The following is a 14638-nucleotide window of genomic DNA, read 5'->3' on the forward strand; positions in this document are numbered from 1 at the left end:
CATGTTCCAGGCCATTACTCGCCACGGCATTCTGGTGACCGTCGCGCTGCTGATTCTCTGCGTGCTGGGTACCATGGCGGCGCTGCGGATTCCCGTGCAGATGATTCCGGACCTGGAAACCCGCACGGTGACTGTTGAAACCCGGTGGCCCGGTGCGACGCCGCAGGATATCGAGAAGGAAATTCTGGTCGAGCAGGAAGAGTTTTTGCGTAACCTGCCCAATCTCGAGCGAATAACGTCGGTTGCCGGGACCGGCTGGGCCGAGATCGAACTGGACTTTCCCTTTGGCGTTGATCTGAACGAGACGCTGATACGCGTCAACAATGCCCTCACGCAGGTGTCGGGTTACCCCGAGAATGTGGATCAGCCGTCGGTCAACGCGACGTCCTTCTCTGCCAATGCTTTCATGTACCTGGCGGTATCACCGCTGGAGGGTAATCCGCGTAACCTGGATATGGATATGGTGCGCGATTACATCGAAGACAACGTGCGTCCGAGACTATCGGCGGTCAACGGTGTCGCCCAGGTGGATGTGCGTGGTGGTGCGGCCCGTCAGGTACAGGTTCGCCTGTACCCCGAACGGCTGGCGTTGCACGGTCTGACGCCTGCCGCGGTGCGTGACGCGCTGCGGTCGCGAAACCGGGATGTTTCCGGTGGCGAGATTGATAGCGGCAAGCGACGGTTTTTGCTGCGTACCGTCGGCCGTTTCGAGAGCCTGGACGATATTCGCCAACTGGTGGTTGAGCGACGGGGAGACAGCCTGATTCGTCTGCAGGATCTGGCCGATGTCACGCTTGATCACGCGCGTATTGTTCAGCGCAGCTACGTCAATGGCGCCCCCGTTGTCAGTCTGGCTGTCAGGCGAGAAAGCGGCTCCAATGTGATTGCCATCAAGCAGGCCATGCTCGCCGAGATGGCGCTGGTCAATCAGGAGTTGCTTAACCCGCAGGGTATGCAGATCAGGCTGAATTCCGATGACGTGGTCTATGTCCGTGACTCGGTGGTCAATGTCTGGAAAAACCTGATCCTTGGCGCTTTGCTGGCGTCGGTGATCATGTATCTGTTTCTGCGTTCCTGGCGGGTAACGCTGATTGGCGTCATGGGGATTCCGATCTGCACCATTGCCGCCTTTCTTGGCCTGATGCTGACCGGGCGTACGATCAACGTGATTTCCCTGGCCGGAGTCGCCTTCGCCATTGGCATGACGCTGGACAACAGTATTGTGGTGCTGGAGAGCATTGAACTGGAGCGCCGGCGCGGCCTGGATCGGCTGCGTGCTGCGGTAGCCGGGGTAAGCAGGGTCTGGCCCGCGATTCTGGCCTCGACACTGACGACGGTCATGGTGTTTCTGCCGGTGATGTTTATCCGTGAAGAGGCAGGGCAGCTGTATTCGGACATTGCCATTGCCATTACCTCGGCGATTCTGGTTTCCATGCTGGTTGCAATAACTGCCGTGCCTGCAGCCTGTGCGAGGCTGCGCGGCGGCGAGTTGGAGCCCGCCAGCGAACAGGGCCGGCTGGCCAGCCGCTGTGCTGATCTGGTGGGCTGGCTGCTGGCCAGCGCCCGGCGCCGCTTGCTTTGCGCCGCGGTAGTTATGGGGGGCAGCCTGCTGATTGTGCTGACGCTGACGCCGCCAGCCGAGTATCTGCCTGAAGGCGAGGAGGCCAAGACCTTCGCCATGATGAACGCGCCGCCCGGCTATAACCTGGCCAGCATGCAACAGATTGCGGATCAGGTTCAGGCGCACTTTCTGCCCTTTACCCAGGCCGCCGCGGCTGAGGACGCTGATAGTCCGGTGCCCCCAATCGCCATGCTGATGGTGAACGTTTCGACTGAAGGGTTGTGGATGATTGGTGTGCCTGCGGACCCGGCAGACATTGATGCGCTGATGCGTGCACTGGTCGAGCATTTTCGTACGTACCCGGGTATGCGCGCGTTCGCCACCCGGGGCTCGATTATCAGCAGCAATAACGGTGGTACGCGCAGCATCAACCTGGATATTTCCGGTCCGGATCTCGCCAGTCTCTACGAAGTGGCTCGTCTGGCCTACGACCGGGCTGGTGAAATCTTCGAGGATCCGTCGGTTCAGACCCAGCCCTCCAACCTCAGCCTGGCGCAGCCTCTGCTGCAGATTTATCCGGACTGGGAGCGCGCCGCCGAGCTGGGACTGGACGCCGAGCAAATGGGGTTTGCGGTGTCGGCCCTGACCAATGGCAGTTATGTCGGCGATTACTTTCAGGACGACGACAAGGTCGACATCTACTTCTACAACGCGATGGCTCTGCAGCCCGACCTGCAGACCCTGCGCGGTCTTACCTTATACACACCGAGCGGCCAGGTGCTGCCTCTGTCCTCGCTTGCGCGTATCGAAGAGGAGGTCGACACCAGCGTGGTGCGCCGGGTAGACGGCCGTCGCACCCTGACGCTGAATATCATCCCGCCGCGTTCTGTCCCTCTGGAGGCGGGAGTCGAGCAGGTGCGTACCGAGCTGGTCGAGTATCTGCGAGCCCAAGGGCAGGTACCGTTGGGGGTTAGCCTGTCGATCTCGGGTGCCGCCGACCAGCTGGATGCCACCCGCGAGTCGCTGGGCAGCAACTACCTGGCGGCGTTGTTGATTGTCTTTCTGCTGCTGGTGGCGATCTTCCGCCATTGGGGTTACCCGTTATTGATCATGGTCAGCATTCCGCTGGGCATGGCTGGCGGGCTGGCCGGGCTGGCGCTGCTGAATCTGGCCGGTTCCGCATTGGCAGCAGCGGGGCTGGGTGGCTTCAGTCAGCCGCTGGACATGATCACCATGCTGGGCTTTCTGATTCTGATGGGTACGGTCGTGAACAATCCGATCCTGATTGTGGATCGCGCCATCGATAATCTTGATCATCAGGGCATGACGCCGGTCGAGGCCGTTCGTGAGGCGGTTGAGGCGCGCCTGCGACCAATTGCCATTTCAACCTTGACCACCCTCTGCGGGATTGCGCCGCTGGTATTTCTGCCTGGCGCCGGTACCGAGCTCTATCGTGGTGTCGGTGTGATTGTCATGGCGGGCATACTCGGTGCCACCCTGGTTACCCTGACCCTGTTGCCAGTGATGCTGCATGGGGTGCTGAGCAGGCGCGTGAGGCAGCAGCCGTTGACCTGAAACCGCTATACTCCCCGCCCATCTGGCCTGTGTGGAGCGGTGATGCCTTATCTTGTTGCGGTAACCCTGTTATGGGCGGTTTCCTTCAGCCTCATCGGCGAGTATCTGGCCGGGCAGGTCGACAGCTATTTTGCCGTGCTGACGCGGGCCATGCTGGCCGGGCTGCTGTTTCTCCCGCTGCTGCGTATTCGATTGTTGCCGCGCCCGGTGGTGCCGGGGCTGCTGGTGGTTGGTGCGTTGCAGTTCGGTGTCACCTATATTTGCCTGTACCAGTCCTTCGAGTACATCTCTGTGCCCGAGGTGCTGCTGTTCACCATTTTTACGCCACTGCACGTGGCGCTGATTGATGATCTGCTGAACCGGCGTTTCAGTCTGGGGCCTCTGGTCGCCGCCGCGATTGCGGTGCTTGGTGCCGGAATCATGCGCTACGACGGGCTCAGCGACAGCTTTATCCGCGGCTTTCTGATTCTGCAGCTGGCCAACTTTACCTTCGCCGCCGGGCAGGTAGGCTATGCTCATCTGGTGCGTCGTTATGAGTTGACCTCAACCCAGCAGTGGCGCGGATTTGGCCTGTTCTTTATTGGCGCGCTGATGGTCATGCTGCCGGCCTGGCTGCTGCTCGGCAACCCGGAGCGCCTGCCGCACACCGCGCTGCAGTGGTCGGTGCTGGCCTGGCTGGGGCTGGTCGCTTCCGGACTTGGCTTTCTGTTCTGGAACCGGGGTGCAGCTCAGGTGGACGCCGGCACCCTGGGCATCATGAACAATGCGCTGGTGCCGGCGGGGCTGCTGGTCAATCTGCTGATCTGGAATCACGATGCTGACCTGCTGCGACTTGCAGCGGGCTCCGCGGTGATCGGGCTGTCGCTCTGGGTTAACGCCCGCTGGTCGCGCTGGTTCGGTTCTCGACCAGCACGGCCCTGACGACGATCAGGTCGGCCCGACAGGCATCGCAGCCAGTGAGGCCCTTGCTGGCGATTTCGCTCATCAGTCCCACTGGGATTTGGCGTAGCTGAACACCGGCAGCGACAGTTTCCAGCGAATCGCTGACATTCTCAGCAACAGGCCCACGCTGAAGGCAGCCAGCAGGTTGACGCTTTCGTTGACACCCTGATGTCGCAGGGCGAGATAGAGCAGAGCGACGACCAGCGAGACGCTGGCGTAGAGTTCATGACGCAACACCTGGGGCATTCTATTGCACATGATGTCGCGGATAATACCGCCGAAGATACCGGTGATGATGCCGGCCATAACCACCACTACTGTGTCGTAGCCCAGTCTCAGCGCGACATTGCAGCCAATGACGGTGAAGGCGACAAGGCCGATGGCGTCGAGCACCAGAAAAAGCTGGTGGAGGTGACGCATGAAGCGCGCCAGCACTATGGTTGCCAGGCCACCGGTGATGGTGATGTAGATGTAAAGGGGATGCTGGGTCCAGGTGATCGGGAAGTTGCCGAGCAGAATGTCCCGGACGGTACCACCACCCAGGGCGGTTAAAAAGGCGATAACGGCGACACCGAAAAAGTCCATGTTGCGTCTGCCCGCGGCAAGGGCTCCGGACATGGCTTCGGCGGTGATGGCGATGATATAGACAGAGGTCAGCACACAGTTCTCCTGCGTTTGCGTAGCCTCTCCCCCTGTCCTTGATACCTGAGAGTTTACAGGGTCATACCCTGCTTGCCCCTTCGGTGGGCTGCCATGCAGCCTCTCTCCAGACGGCGTTAATCGTGTCCACAGTGCCTGTGCCTGAGCGTTTATGGGAGTTTGCGCCTTCGGCGGGGCTGAGCCCTCTCTCCTGCGGGGTGGCGATTGTACATCCGGAATGGCGGCGGGTCTTGTGTCTTTGTGTGACTCCGATCGATTGGAAGCCAGGCGCAGGGTTATCGTCTGTGCCGGTCGGATTGCAGAGTGCTGGCTGGCTGGCCGGGCGGCCATGCGCGACTCGGTGCAGTCGCAACCGGGCTCAGATCGGCCCGGCGAAGGTGTCGCAGGCGGTGATGTCGCCGCTGTCGAAGCCGCGCTTGAACCATTTCACCCGCTGCGCCGAGGTGCCATGGGTGAAGCTGTCCGGCACCACATCCTGACCCGCCTGGCGCTGCAGGCGGTCATCGCCGATGGCACTGGCGGCGGTCAGGGCTTCATCCAGATCATCCGGGTCCAGCAGCTGGCGTTCGCGGTTGGCAGCGTGGCCCCAGAGGCCGGCAAAGCAATCGGCCTGCAGCTCCTGACGAACTGACAGCGCATTTACCTCGGCCTGGCTGCGGCCGGCGCCTGCCTGACGCACCTTCTGGCTGATGCCCAGCAGGGTTTGCACGTGGTGGCCCACTTCATGGGCGATGACGTAGGCCTGAGCGAAGTCGCCGGGGGCGCCGAGCTGCTGTTTCATGTCGTTGAAGAACGCCAGATCCAGATAGACCTGCTGATCGCCCGGGCAGTAAAACGGGCCAACAGCCGAACTGGCGCTGCCGCAGGCGGACTGCACGCGGTTGGAAAACAGCACCAGCTTGGGCTCCTGATACTGCCGGCCGATGCGCTGGAAAACCTGATGCCACGTGGTCTCGGTGTCGGCCAGCACCACGCTGACGAATTCGGTCAGCTCCTGCTCGGCGGGGGAGAGCGGTTGCTGGCCCTGTTGCGTCACCGGCTGGCCGCCACCGAGCAGCAGGGGCAGCAGGTCGATACCGAGCATCTTGCCGCCGATGATGGCGACTGCGCCAATGGCGAGAATCCAGCGGCCGCCGCGGGTGCCGATCAGCATGGGAATCAAGCGCAGCAGCAGCGCACCGCCGGCACCGGCGCTGGAGATGCTATCGCCTCTGCGGTCTTCGATATTGCTGCTTCGCCGTCTGCCTCGCCAATCCATCAGGGTCTCCTTGAATAACAGCTTACCGGATCAGCAGCGGAACCCGCCGCGACCGAATGTCCGTATAAACAGCCGGATAATACGGCGTTTGCAGTGATGCTTGCGCTGTTCCAGTCGAGCGGCCAGCGCATCTCTGTCTGTCGAGGCGGGGGAGCGCTGGAGCTGTGCTTCCAGGTTGCAAAGATCCTGCAGCTCGCCCAGTCGCTCACCCAGGCGCGTCAGCAGTGTCATCTGGCGATCGGCCGGCAGGCGCGCATCGTGCAGTTGTTCGCGCTGATACAGCGCGTATTTGATCCATTTGCGACAGCGGTGATAAAGCGCATCCTGATCACTGTTGCAGGCGCTGCGAGCAAGTTTGCGCGCGCGTTTGATGGTGCGCTGCAGGCCAATCTGCCAATGGTCGGCTGCGCCAGTGGCCGAATGGGGCCAGTCGGCCAGAACGGCGGCGAAGGCAGCGATCAGATGCTCGCTGTCGGTGCTGCTCGGCGCACGGGCATGTGATGCCTGCAGCAGCCGGCTGTTGAGTGCGGGGCTCAGCGGTGTGTCCAGCGTGCTGGCAAGTTGTTTGATCAGTTGCTGCTGTACGTGCAGATCGCGGCTGCCGGCCAGCGTTTTGGCGATCTGTCTGAGCTGCTGGTCCAACTGGCGCAACCGTTGGTGCCCTGCATACGGGCGGTACAGCTGCAGCAGCGCCCTCAAGCGCTTGCAGCAGACGCGTAACTGGTGAACTGCGTCGGCATCCGGTGCAGCTCCGTTGACGATTGGCAGCAGGGCGGCACGCACGCGGTTGCGGGCGGCTTGATAGAGCGGGTCAGCATCGGGTGTCAGAGCCATCAGTCGAGTGTAGGCCAGCGGCGCAGGGGCGAAAAGAGGGTGCTAGCCGAAAGCGGCAATGATGCTGTCTGCCAGTTCAGCCCGGCAGGCCAGCCCCAACTGGCGATGACGCAGCGTCTCGGGTACCAGTCCGCGCAGGGAGTGGCTGTCGATGGCCGGGCTAAGCAGGTCGATGTCGTCGCTGACCGCCATAACGGTTGCCCCCTGGCGGTGCTGCACCAGGCTCAGGGCCAGGTCTTCGGTATCCACCTGCAGGCTGGCATGGTCGGTCAACTCGGGCAGGCGCTCCAGAAAGGCGCTGCGCAGTTCGCAGTCGAGCCGGTCGATCCATGGATATTGGGTAGCCTGTTCCAGCTCAAGAGGCTGATTGAGGGACCAGCCGCGGGGCAGCAGCAGCCGGTACTCCTGTTCCAGCAGCGCAATAAAGTGGTAGCCGGCCGGCACCTGCCGTTCACTCAGCAGCCAGAGGTCTGCACTTTGAGCAGGCTGGCTGCGTACCTGCAGGCGATAGTCCGTGAGTCTGCCGGCGGTCAGCTGCAGCAGGTAGCCGCTGTCGCGACTGGCCAGGCTGGCGTTGATACCGACCGACAGGGTGGGGCGCTCGACGCGCTTGAAGCGTTTCTCCATTTCGCCGGCGCTGCCAAGCAGGCGCGCGGCCTCCTGATAGAAGGCCTCACCCTCGGGCGTGAGCGTCACGCCTCTCTTGCTGCGGCTGAACAGCCGCAGGGCAAACTCCTGTTCCAGCTGGGCTACGGCGTTGGAGATGGAAGGCTGGGCGACATGGCAGCGCTCGGCCGCCGCGGTCAGGCTGCCAGCTTCGGCAGCGGCGCAGAAGTAGCGCAGACTGCGCAGATCCATGGTTATTCCTCGAAGGCTGGAAACCGCGCCAGGCCAGCCGCAACGAACTCGTCGTGGGCCGGAATGATCAACAGCTCCGGATCGCGTTGATGCAGCTCATGCACGCGTTTGAGCTGCTGGCTATTGCGCTCGCGGTCGCTGTCGACGTGGGATAGCCATTGCACGAATACCGGCCGTGGCTTGTTCCGTTCAACGCCTCGTTCGGTCCAGCTGGTATCGCCGATCAGAAACAGGCGCTTGCCTGAGGGCAGATTGACGAACAGCCCGGCCTGGCCGGCGGTATGGCCGCTCAGATCGACCAGAATCAGCTGACCGTCGCCAAACAGGTCGAGGCTTTGTTCAAAGCCTTGGTAGGGCGTGTTGTCCAGTTCGATCTGTTGCCACTCGCGTTGGCCCTCCAGTTGCTCGGCCAAAAAGGCTGGCGGCTCGCCGTGGTCGCGGGCTTCTTCCAGTGCGCCGGGCAGCACTTTTACTGGAATGCCGGGGAAGTCCGGCAACCCGCCGAGGTGATCCCAGTGCAGGTGGCTGGGCAGAATGAAGTCGATATCGTCAGCGCTGTAGCCGGCCGCTTCCAGCTGGTCGCGAGCCGGGTTCAGCTGCTCGTAGGCCAGCAGCGTGCGGTTGATCCAGTTGTTACGGGCAAAGGCCTCGGCGGTCTGACGGCCCAGCCCGGTGTCGAACAGAAAGCGGCCTTTGGGGTGTTCGATCAGCACCGCGGCATGCACCAGATGGCGCTCGGTGGTCCAGCGTCCGCCACTGACCACCATCGCCTCGGCGGCGCCGCTGGACACGGCGGTGGGTATCACCGAAAGGCGCAGGTGTTCGACAGCCGGGGCGGCAAACAGCAGGCTGCTGCAAGCGAGCAAAATGGGGGCTACAAGAGGGGCAAGGCGCTTCATGGGATGGCTCCGATGGGGTGAGAACCCACTGTGGCATCCGCTGAAGAATAGATTAAATATTCTTTATTGTTAGTTAAGGGATAAAAAAGTTATGGAAGGGCGACCGGTGTCGCCCTTCCTGATAGCGCTGCCTATTCGCTAGCGCTGGCGTTGCCCCGCAGTCTGGCGAGTACGCTGTTGGCGTCGGTCTTGCCGGTAGCAATACCGGCGCGTTGCAGGCGCTGGTCGAGTGCACTGCCGTCGTCCTCGTCCTGCAATTGCTGGAGGGCGGCGCCGACATCGCTGGCGTTGTCCTGACGTTGACGAATGCGCTCCAGAGAACTGGCCAGATCGCCCATGTGGGCCTGCAGGCCACGGGTCTGCTGACCGAGATTACCCAGCAGGCGCTCGGCGCTGCGGTTCGCCCGTGCCAGCTGCAGTTCGCGGCGATACTGCTGGTGCATCTGCGCCGCGCGGCGCAGTTGTTCGCGCAGACTGGTTTCCTGCCGCTGCAGCTGCTCGGCCTGCTGGCGCTGTTGCTGCAACTGGTTCTCCTGCGCGGCGATCCACTCGGCCAGCTCGTAGGCCAGGCCGGCTTCATCTCGCGCCAGTGCCTGCCGCGCCTGTTCTTCGCGCTGGGCCAGGTCGGTGCTGAGCTGCTCGTTGCTGCGCTGCAGTTGCTTGATGGTCGCCATCAGCCCGGCCAGCTCGCGCTTGGCCAGCAGCATGGCGTGCTCGGTGTCGCGCAGTTCCTGCTCCATGATGCGCAGGGCGTTGGCGTCGACCAGCTGTTCAAGCGGTTCATGGGCGCTGGCGCGGAACAGGGTGCCTACCTTTCTCCAGAGTGTCATGACGGTTACTCCGTATATTCTTTCAGCAGTTGCTGGGCGCGGGCTTCAGACAGGCGGTTGTGAATGCGCTTGCCTTCGTGTTCATCCCGCATGGTTTTCGACAGGGTGATGGTGGTGCTGACCAGAAATAGCGCACAGACCGACATGTAGCCCTTGACCAGCAGGTCGGTGGGCGCGAATACCACGCCGGCGCCGGTTGCCAGCAGGGCAATCGCGAATGACGCCTTGACGAAGAAAATCCAGCCTGAGGAGTTACTGTTGATCTCGGTATCCATGGTGTTGCCTCCAGAACGTGGGGTGCGCAGGGGTTGTGGCTGCGTCTGGAGCGGACTGTGCACGGGTGCACTCGGCGATGCCAGCGCGACCGAAAAGGTTGCGCAGAGGGGCGCTTAAGGTATTACATGGCGATACTTCTTGGTGGCCGGGCTCGGCCAGACTGGTAAAGGTATTGTCATATGGCGCAGACCGCAGCGATTGTCGCGGCATTGAAAGGTGCGCTGAAAGAACGTGGAATCACCTATCAGCAGGTTGCCGAGGCGCTTGAGTTGTCGGAGGCGAGCGTCAAGCGTCTGTTCTCCGAGCGGCAGTTTTCACTGCAGCGGCTGGATCAGATCTGTGCGCTGCTGGGGCTGGAGATCACCGATCTGGTCCGCCGGCTGGATCAGGCCCAGCACATTGATGCGCTGACTGCCGAGCAGGAGCAGGAACTGGTGGGCGATGACCGCCTGCTGCTGGTGGCGATCTGCGCGCTGAATCGCTGGAGTCTGGCGCAGATGCTCGATACCTATCAGCTCAGTGAGGTGGAAGCGGTGGGCCGCCTGGCGCGGCTGGATCGGATGGGGCTGATTGAACTGCTGCCGGGCAACCGTATCAAGCCGCTGATCAGTCATGATTTTCGCTGGCAGCAGGGCGGGCCGATCCAGCGCTTCTTCGAGCAGCAGGTGCAAAGTGATTTCTTCCAGTGTCACTTCAACCGCCCGGGCGAGCTGCGCCTGTTCCTCAGCGGGATGCTATCGCCGCAATCCACCGAGCAGATGCACCAGAAGCTGCAGCGTCTGGCCCAGGCGTTTCGGCATAGCCACCAGGAAGACCTGGTGCTGCCGCTGGAGCAGCGCTTTGGCGTCAGCATGATCATGGCGATTCGGCCTTGGGAGGTGGCGGCGTTTCAGCGCTTGCGCCGACCCGATGCGCTCAAGTTTTATCCGGGGCATCCGCGGGAGGTTCGTGCATGAGCCTGCGTCGACTGTTGGGGGATCGATTGTATCTGCTGCAATTGTGGCGTGACCGCTTCGAACTGCGTGATCTGCACTCAGGCGAGGTGATCAGTGAACCGCCGGTGGTCGTGCTGGGTGATCAGGCTGGCAAGGTGGTGTTTGTCGCGGCGGGCCACGAGGCGCTGAGCATGGCGCTCGAAGAGGGCATGCGTCGGGTCAGCGTCACCGACCATCCTCGGGTGCTGATTGGCGACTTCGCACTGGCTGAAAAGTACCTCCAGTGGTTACTGCGCAAGGCCGGTGGCCGGAGTTCGCCGCGTCTGGTGATGCAGCAGCGCGACTGCCTGGAGGGCGGCCTGACCGAGGTCGAGTTGCGGGTGTTGCGTGAACTGGCGCTGGGCGCCGGCGCTCGTGAGGTGCTGGTTGTGGAAGGTGCGCAGCAGCTGAGCCTGGAGCAGGTTGAACAGGCGTTTGCCGATCAGCGCAAGGGCACAGGCAAGCGGGCGTCGTCACTGATGAGCGGGGTGGTGACGCTGGTGGTGCTGGCTGCGTTTGCAGCTGCAGTCTTGCTGCGTAACGGGGGCAACTGACGGGCGCCCGCAGGCGCCCGCTGCGGGATCAGAACTCGGCGTTGTGGTAGATGTTCTGCACGTCGTCGAGGTCGTTCAGCATATCGGTGAACTTCTCGAACAGTGCAACATCGTCGCCGCTGATTTCGGTGGTGGTCTGCGGCACGAACTGGATCAGGTCAGCCTCGAAATCGAGCTCACCGAAGGTATCGATCAACGCCTGTTTGGCCTTGAAGTATTCGGTATGCGGGGCGAATACGGTGATTACGCCGTCTTCGTTTTCGATGTCGGTGACGTCGACGTCGGCCATCATCAGGGCTTCCAGCGTGGCTTCCTCGTCGCCACCCTTGAAGGCCAGGATCGCGCAGTGATCGAACATGTGGCTGACGCTGCCTTCGGTGCCGATCTTGCTCTTGGTCTTGGTGAAGCAGTTGCGCACGTCGGCGAAGGTGCGGTTCGGGTTGTCGGTCAGGCAATCGACGATCACCATGCAGTTACCGGGGCCGAAGCCTTCATAGCGGGCCTTTGCGAAGTCCTCGCCACCGCCGCCCTTGGCCTTGTCGATCGCCTTGTCGATAACGTGGCCGGGGACCTGGTCCTTCTTGGCGCGATCAATCAGACCACGCAGCGCCAGGTTGCCATCGGGGTCGACGCCGCCGGACTTGGCGGTAACGTAGATCTCCCGCGCGTACTTGCTGTAGAGCTTGGTTTTGGCGTCGGCCGTTTTGGCCATGGATTCCTTGCGGTTCTGATAAGCGCGACCCATGTGCGAGTGTCCTGTCGAAATTTCGAAAAACAGCGATTCTACTCGCAGTTGGCGACGGATATCCACGCTTGCGGTGTCCTCTGCTGACGAACTGAAGCGCTGCCGGGCCAACGGGGCCTATCGGGCGTATGATGGGCTTTTTGCCGGAGGAGGGGGGAGCGTGATTTCCAGATTGCCATCCTGGATTGAGGCGGGTGCCTTTACCCTTGCGTTGATGGCCGGCGTGGTCAACGCGGTCGGTCTGCTGGGTTTCAGCCATCAGGCGGTGTCGCACCTGACCGGCACCTCGACGCTGCTTGGGGTTGGTCTGACGCACCTGCAGTCTGCCGAAGTGCTGCATCTGTTGCTGGTGCTGCTCAGTTTTGTGTTGGGGGCGGCGTTCAGCGGGTTGTTTATCGGCAGCAGTGCGCTGGAGCATGGCCGTCGCTATGGCGTTGCGCTGCTGGTGGAAGCGCTGTTGCTGGTGCTGGCGATGTTCGCTCTGCAGGGCAGCAGTCTGGCTGGGCACTATCTGGCGTCGGCCGCCTGTGGGCTGCAGAACGCGATGGTTACTACCTACAGTGGAGCCATCATTCGCACCACCCACGTTTCAGGCATCTTCACTGATCTGGGCGTCATGCTGGGTGCGCGTCTGCGCGGGGTGCCTATGGACCGGCGCAAGGCAACCCTGTTTCTGCTGTTGATTGGCGGTTTTATTCTGGGCGGTACGATCGGCGCGCTGGGCTTTGACCAGTGGCAGTTCAGGGCGCTGTTGGTGCCGGCGGGGATGGCTGTGGTACTGGCGCTGGTGTATCAGGGGGCAGTGCTACGGCGGCAGTAGGCAAGCCTGGTCGAGCGGATATGATGTCCTACTGCAAGTTGTCCAGGGTAATGACAATCTCGCCGTCCATGTCCATGGGTGGCCGGATCGAATATCGGTCCCCGTCTTCGTCCTGTGCGGTCAGCTCCTCCAGCTGTCTATTTCCTGTCGGGCTTTGCAACAGGATACTGGCGCCGTCCGGGAGTACGTCGTTGCCCAGAATGTCGTCTGAGGGGCAGGAATCGCCTCGGTAAAGAACGTAGACGAACTGGATCTGATATCCCGTGTTGTTGGTGATTTTGATGGGGGCGTCTGCGGCGGCCGCTTTACCGCTTAGGAGCAGCACGAGCACAAGCATGCGGCAGAGTGTTCTGATCATGGGGGTGTCCAGGGCAGTGAGGTTATCGGGTGTCTACATCCAGGGGAGACACTGGGCCTCTCCCAGCAGCTGAGGTTGTTGACCTGGAGACAGGGCGGTCGGGGACCGCCCCGCGCTGACATCAGTCCATATCATCCAGAGTGAATACGACGTCGTGACGGGCGACGTCCAGATCCCAGATGGTATAGGTGTCGCCGTCTTCATCCTTGGCACGGATGTCAAAGATCGATGATTTGGCGTTACGCAGATTGACGCGCACGGTATGCCCATTGGGCAGAATGTCGTCATCCAGCACATCCTCTTCCCATGAGTCGGACTTGGCATGGCTGACATACAGGTAGTAGATGTCATAGCCGGTGTTGTTGGTTACCTCTACGTAGCCGTCAAAGCCAGCGGCCGCGTGACCACTGAACAAAAACAGAACGGCAAACAGTGCCAAGGCTTTCTTGATCATTTCTCTCTCCCTGAATGCGCCTTTGTGGCAGACGCAAAAGCTGGTCGGTCAAACCGAAAAAAGATACGGCAACGGCCTCGCGGCGACTCGGCCTACCGCAACAGTGGTAGATCGGGGCAGCTTGTCCGAACGGGTCGCCAGTGCATGGCTGGCTGATTAGAAGCATATCGCCATCTGCTTTTATGGCAAGTACCTGAATCGGGGTATTTCTCCGATCAGCTGTGGGAAGCCGCCTGGACGCCATCGTGGCGTTATTCTGGCGGCTTAGCCCAGAGTCGTCCCTCGAAGCAAGGAGCGAATGCCTTGCAATGGGTATCTGAAAGGTGGGTCCGCGAACGGGCGCTGCAGTTCCGCTGCTGTGCCCGCCCTCGCCGAGTTGGCAGTCAGGGCGGGTGGGTGGGACGGTTACTCGACGGTGATGGTGATGCGCTCGGAGGCGACCGAGGGTGACAGGGGAACGTGATTGTGGTCACCGACCACCAGTTGCAGGGTGTGCTTGCCCGGGGGCAGCTCGAGGCTGGTCTGGGTTTGGCCGCCGCCAAAGTGACGATGATGCTCGTCGGCTGGAATGGGTTGCCCGGCGGCGGGCAATTGCTCGGTATCGATCAGCAGGTGATGGTGGCCGGTCGCGGCGCGCTCGACGCCGGCAGGAGCAACGCCCATGCCATCAAGCCCGAATTGCACGGTGACCGGTGAGCTGACGGTCGCGCCATCAGTCGGCGAAATGAAGTAAACGCTGGCACCCTCCGGCGCAGCCGTCTCGGCCATGGCCAGGGTAGCGGCGCTGGCGAGCAGCAAACCGGCGAGCGTGGGGAGTATCCGTTGCATGTGTTGCCTCCTCGGGTTGGGGTCTGGCAGGGCGTGGAAAGCTCACCCTGCAACTCTCTCTAGACTGCCCGGTGCGGTTACGGTTCCTCGATTGGCGCAAGTTTGCTTCTCGCCCCAATCCTACCTACCCTGTGAAGACATACGTTCCTGCCGGGAAATCGTCATTGTGGCTTCGCCGGTGCTTCTGCGCAGCCTGCTGCGTATCGGATTTA

16 protein-coding genes and 1 riboswitch are annotated in these 14638 nt (G+C 61.8%); of the genes, 5 read left to right on the plus strand and 11 right to left on the minus strand.

Translation table 11 applies throughout. The features are described from left to right. Window position 1 precedes the first annotated feature (1 nt). On the plus strand, window positions 2-3136 hold the full coding sequence (locus O5O48_RS09130) for an efflux RND transporter permease subunit (protein ID WP_269686815.1): 3135 nt from the start codon (window positions 2-4) through the stop codon (window positions 3134-3136). Between the two features lie 42 nt (window positions 3137-3178). Then, window positions 3179-4057: a carboxylate/amino acid/amine transporter gene (locus O5O48_RS09135; protein WP_228245085.1), complete on the plus strand. Its 879-nt coding sequence runs from the start codon at window positions 3179-3181 to the stop codon at window positions 4055-4057. Between the two features lie 63 nt (window positions 4058-4120). On the opposite strand, the gene O5O48_RS09140 is transcribed toward O5O48_RS09135, so the two are convergent. The 7 genes from O5O48_RS09140 to O5O48_RS09170 all read right to left on the minus strand — a co-directional run bounded on the left by O5O48_RS09140 (window position 4121) and on the right by O5O48_RS09170 (window position 9692). Further along, window positions 4121-4738 carry a trimeric intracellular cation channel family protein gene (locus O5O48_RS09140; RefSeq protein WP_096003102.1) on the minus strand — a complete coding sequence of 206 codons (618 nt, stop codon included), beginning with the start codon at window positions 4736-4738 and terminating at the stop codon, window positions 4121-4123. A gap of 22 nt (window positions 4739-4760) precedes the next feature. After that, a riboswitch (glycine riboswitch) is annotated at window positions 4761-4858 on the minus strand. A 238-nt stretch (window positions 4859-5096) separates the two neighbouring features. Further along, complete coding sequence (ypfJ, locus tag O5O48_RS09145; protein WP_269686816.1) at window positions 5097-5996, minus strand: KPN_02809 family neutral zinc metallopeptidase; 900 nt, start codon at window positions 5994-5996, stop codon at window positions 5097-5099. A 30-nt stretch (window positions 5997-6026) separates the two neighbouring features. Further along, window positions 6027-6830 (minus strand): CHAD domain-containing protein, encoded by an 804-nt coding sequence (locus O5O48_RS09150; protein ID WP_088273296.1) that lies wholly within the window; start codon window positions 6828-6830, stop codon window positions 6027-6029. A 42-nt stretch (window positions 6831-6872) separates the two neighbouring features. After that, window positions 6873-7688 (minus strand): LysR family transcriptional regulator, encoded by an 816-nt coding sequence (locus O5O48_RS09155; protein WP_269686817.1) that lies wholly within the window; start codon window positions 7686-7688, stop codon window positions 6873-6875. 2 nt (window positions 7689-7690) lie between these two features. Then, window positions 7691-8587 (minus strand): MBL fold metallo-hydrolase, encoded by an 897-nt coding sequence (locus O5O48_RS09160; protein WP_269686818.1) that lies wholly within the window; start codon window positions 8585-8587, stop codon window positions 7691-7693. A 131-nt stretch (window positions 8588-8718) separates the two neighbouring features. Further along, window positions 8719-9417 carry a PspA/IM30 family protein gene (locus O5O48_RS09165; RefSeq protein ID WP_269686819.1) on the minus strand — a complete coding sequence of 233 codons (699 nt, stop codon included), beginning with the start codon at window positions 9415-9417 and terminating at the stop codon, window positions 8719-8721. Window positions 9418-9422: 5 nt separating this feature from the next. Next, window positions 9423-9692, minus strand: a complete 270-nt coding sequence (locus O5O48_RS09170) for a YiaA/YiaB family inner membrane protein (RefSeq protein WP_088273300.1) — start codon at window positions 9690-9692, stop codon at window positions 9423-9425. A 180-nt stretch (window positions 9693-9872) separates the two neighbouring features. On the opposite strand from O5O48_RS09170, the gene O5O48_RS09175 reads away from it, so the two are divergent. Together O5O48_RS09175 and O5O48_RS09180 are read left to right on the plus strand one after the other, a co-directional pair. Next, a complete protein-coding gene (locus O5O48_RS09175; protein ID WP_269686820.1) occupies window positions 9873-10649 on the plus strand; it encodes a helix-turn-helix domain-containing protein in 777 nt (258 codons plus the stop codon). After that, entirely contained in the window at window positions 10646-11221 is a 576-nt protein-coding gene (locus O5O48_RS09180) for a rod shape-determining protein (RefSeq protein WP_269686821.1), read from the plus strand. Before O5O48_RS09175 ends, O5O48_RS09180 begins: the two co-directional genes overlap by 4 nt. Window positions 11222-11249: 28 nt before the next feature. On the opposite strand, the gene O5O48_RS09185 is transcribed toward O5O48_RS09180, so the two are convergent. Then, entirely contained in the window at window positions 11250-11966 is a 717-nt protein-coding gene (locus O5O48_RS09185) for a YebC/PmpR family DNA-binding transcriptional regulator (protein ID WP_269686822.1), read from the minus strand. Between the two features lie 160 nt (window positions 11967-12126). Between O5O48_RS09185 and O5O48_RS09190 the strand changes: the two genes are divergently transcribed. Further along, the gene (locus O5O48_RS09190) at window positions 12127-12786 is read left to right on the plus strand and encodes a YoaK family protein (RefSeq protein WP_269686823.1); all 660 of its coding nucleotides are present in this window, start codon (window positions 12127-12129) and stop codon (window positions 12784-12786) included. Between the two features lie 28 nt (window positions 12787-12814). On the opposite strand, the gene O5O48_RS09195 is transcribed toward O5O48_RS09190, so the two are convergent. The 3 genes from O5O48_RS09195 to O5O48_RS09205 form a co-directional block, all read right to left on the minus strand. Next, a complete protein-coding gene (locus O5O48_RS09195) occupies window positions 12815-13144 on the minus strand; it encodes a hypothetical protein (protein ID WP_228245094.1) in 330 nt (109 codons plus the stop codon). 121 nt (window positions 13145-13265) lie between these two features. After that, a complete protein-coding gene (locus O5O48_RS09200; RefSeq protein ID WP_088273305.1) occupies window positions 13266-13598 on the minus strand; it encodes a hypothetical protein in 333 nt (110 codons plus the stop codon). Between the two features lie 405 nt (window positions 13599-14003). After that, complete coding sequence (locus O5O48_RS09205) at window positions 14004-14426, minus strand: DUF4399 domain-containing protein (RefSeq protein ID WP_269686824.1); 423 nt, start codon at window positions 14424-14426, stop codon at window positions 14004-14006. Between the last annotated feature and the right edge of the window lie 212 nt (window positions 14427-14638).

Source organism: Halopseudomonas sp. MFKK-1 (assembly GCF_027474385.1).
Taxonomy (GTDB): Bacteria; Pseudomonadota; Gammaproteobacteria; order Pseudomonadales; family Pseudomonadaceae; genus Halopseudomonas; species Halopseudomonas aestusnigri.

Coding starts and splice junctions, on each gene's coding strand:
- O5O48_RS09130 (WP_269686815.1), top strand. CDS start 2: ATGTTCCAGGCCATTACTCGCCACGGCATTCTGGTGACCGTCGCGCTG.
- O5O48_RS09135 (WP_228245085.1), top strand. CDS start 3,179: ATGCCTTATCTTGTTGCGGTAACCCTGTTATGGGCGGTTTCCTTCAGC.
- ypfJ (WP_269686816.1), bottom strand. CDS start 5,996: ATGGATTGGCGAGGCAGACGGCGAAGCAGCAATATCGAAGACCGCAGA.
- O5O48_RS09150 (WP_088273296.1), bottom strand. CDS start 6,830: ATGGCTCTGACACCCGATGCTGACCCGCTCTATCAAGCCGCCCGCAAC.
- O5O48_RS09155 (WP_269686817.1), bottom strand. CDS start 7,688: ATGGATCTGCGCAGTCTGCGCTACTTCTGCGCCGCTGCCGAAGCTGGC.
- O5O48_RS09160 (WP_269686818.1), bottom strand. CDS start 8,587: ATGAAGCGCCTTGCCCCTCTTGTAGCCCCCATTTTGCTCGCTTGCAGC.
- O5O48_RS09165 (WP_269686819.1), bottom strand. CDS start 9,417: ATGACACTCTGGAGAAAGGTAGGCACCCTGTTCCGCGCCAGCGCCCAT.
- O5O48_RS09170 (WP_088273300.1), bottom strand. CDS start 9,692: ATGGATACCGAGATCAACAGTAACTCCTCAGGCTGGATTTTCTTCGTC.
- O5O48_RS09175 (WP_269686820.1), top strand. CDS start 9,873: ATGGCGCAGACCGCAGCGATTGTCGCGGCATTGAAAGGTGCGCTGAAA.
- O5O48_RS09180 (WP_269686821.1), top strand. CDS start 10,646: ATGAGCCTGCGTCGACTGTTGGGGGATCGATTGTATCTGCTGCAATTG.
- O5O48_RS09185 (WP_269686822.1), bottom strand. CDS start 11,966: ATGGGTCGCGCTTATCAGAACCGCAAGGAATCCATGGCCAAAACGGCC.
- O5O48_RS09195 (WP_228245094.1), bottom strand. CDS start 13,144: ATGATCAGAACACTCTGCCGCATGCTTGTGCTCGTGCTGCTCCTAAGC.
- O5O48_RS09200 (WP_088273305.1), bottom strand. CDS start 13,598: ATGATCAAGAAAGCCTTGGCACTGTTTGCCGTTCTGTTTTTGTTCAGT.
- O5O48_RS09205 (WP_269686824.1), bottom strand. CDS start 14,426: ATGCAACGGATACTCCCCACGCTCGCCGGTTTGCTGCTCGCCAGCGCC.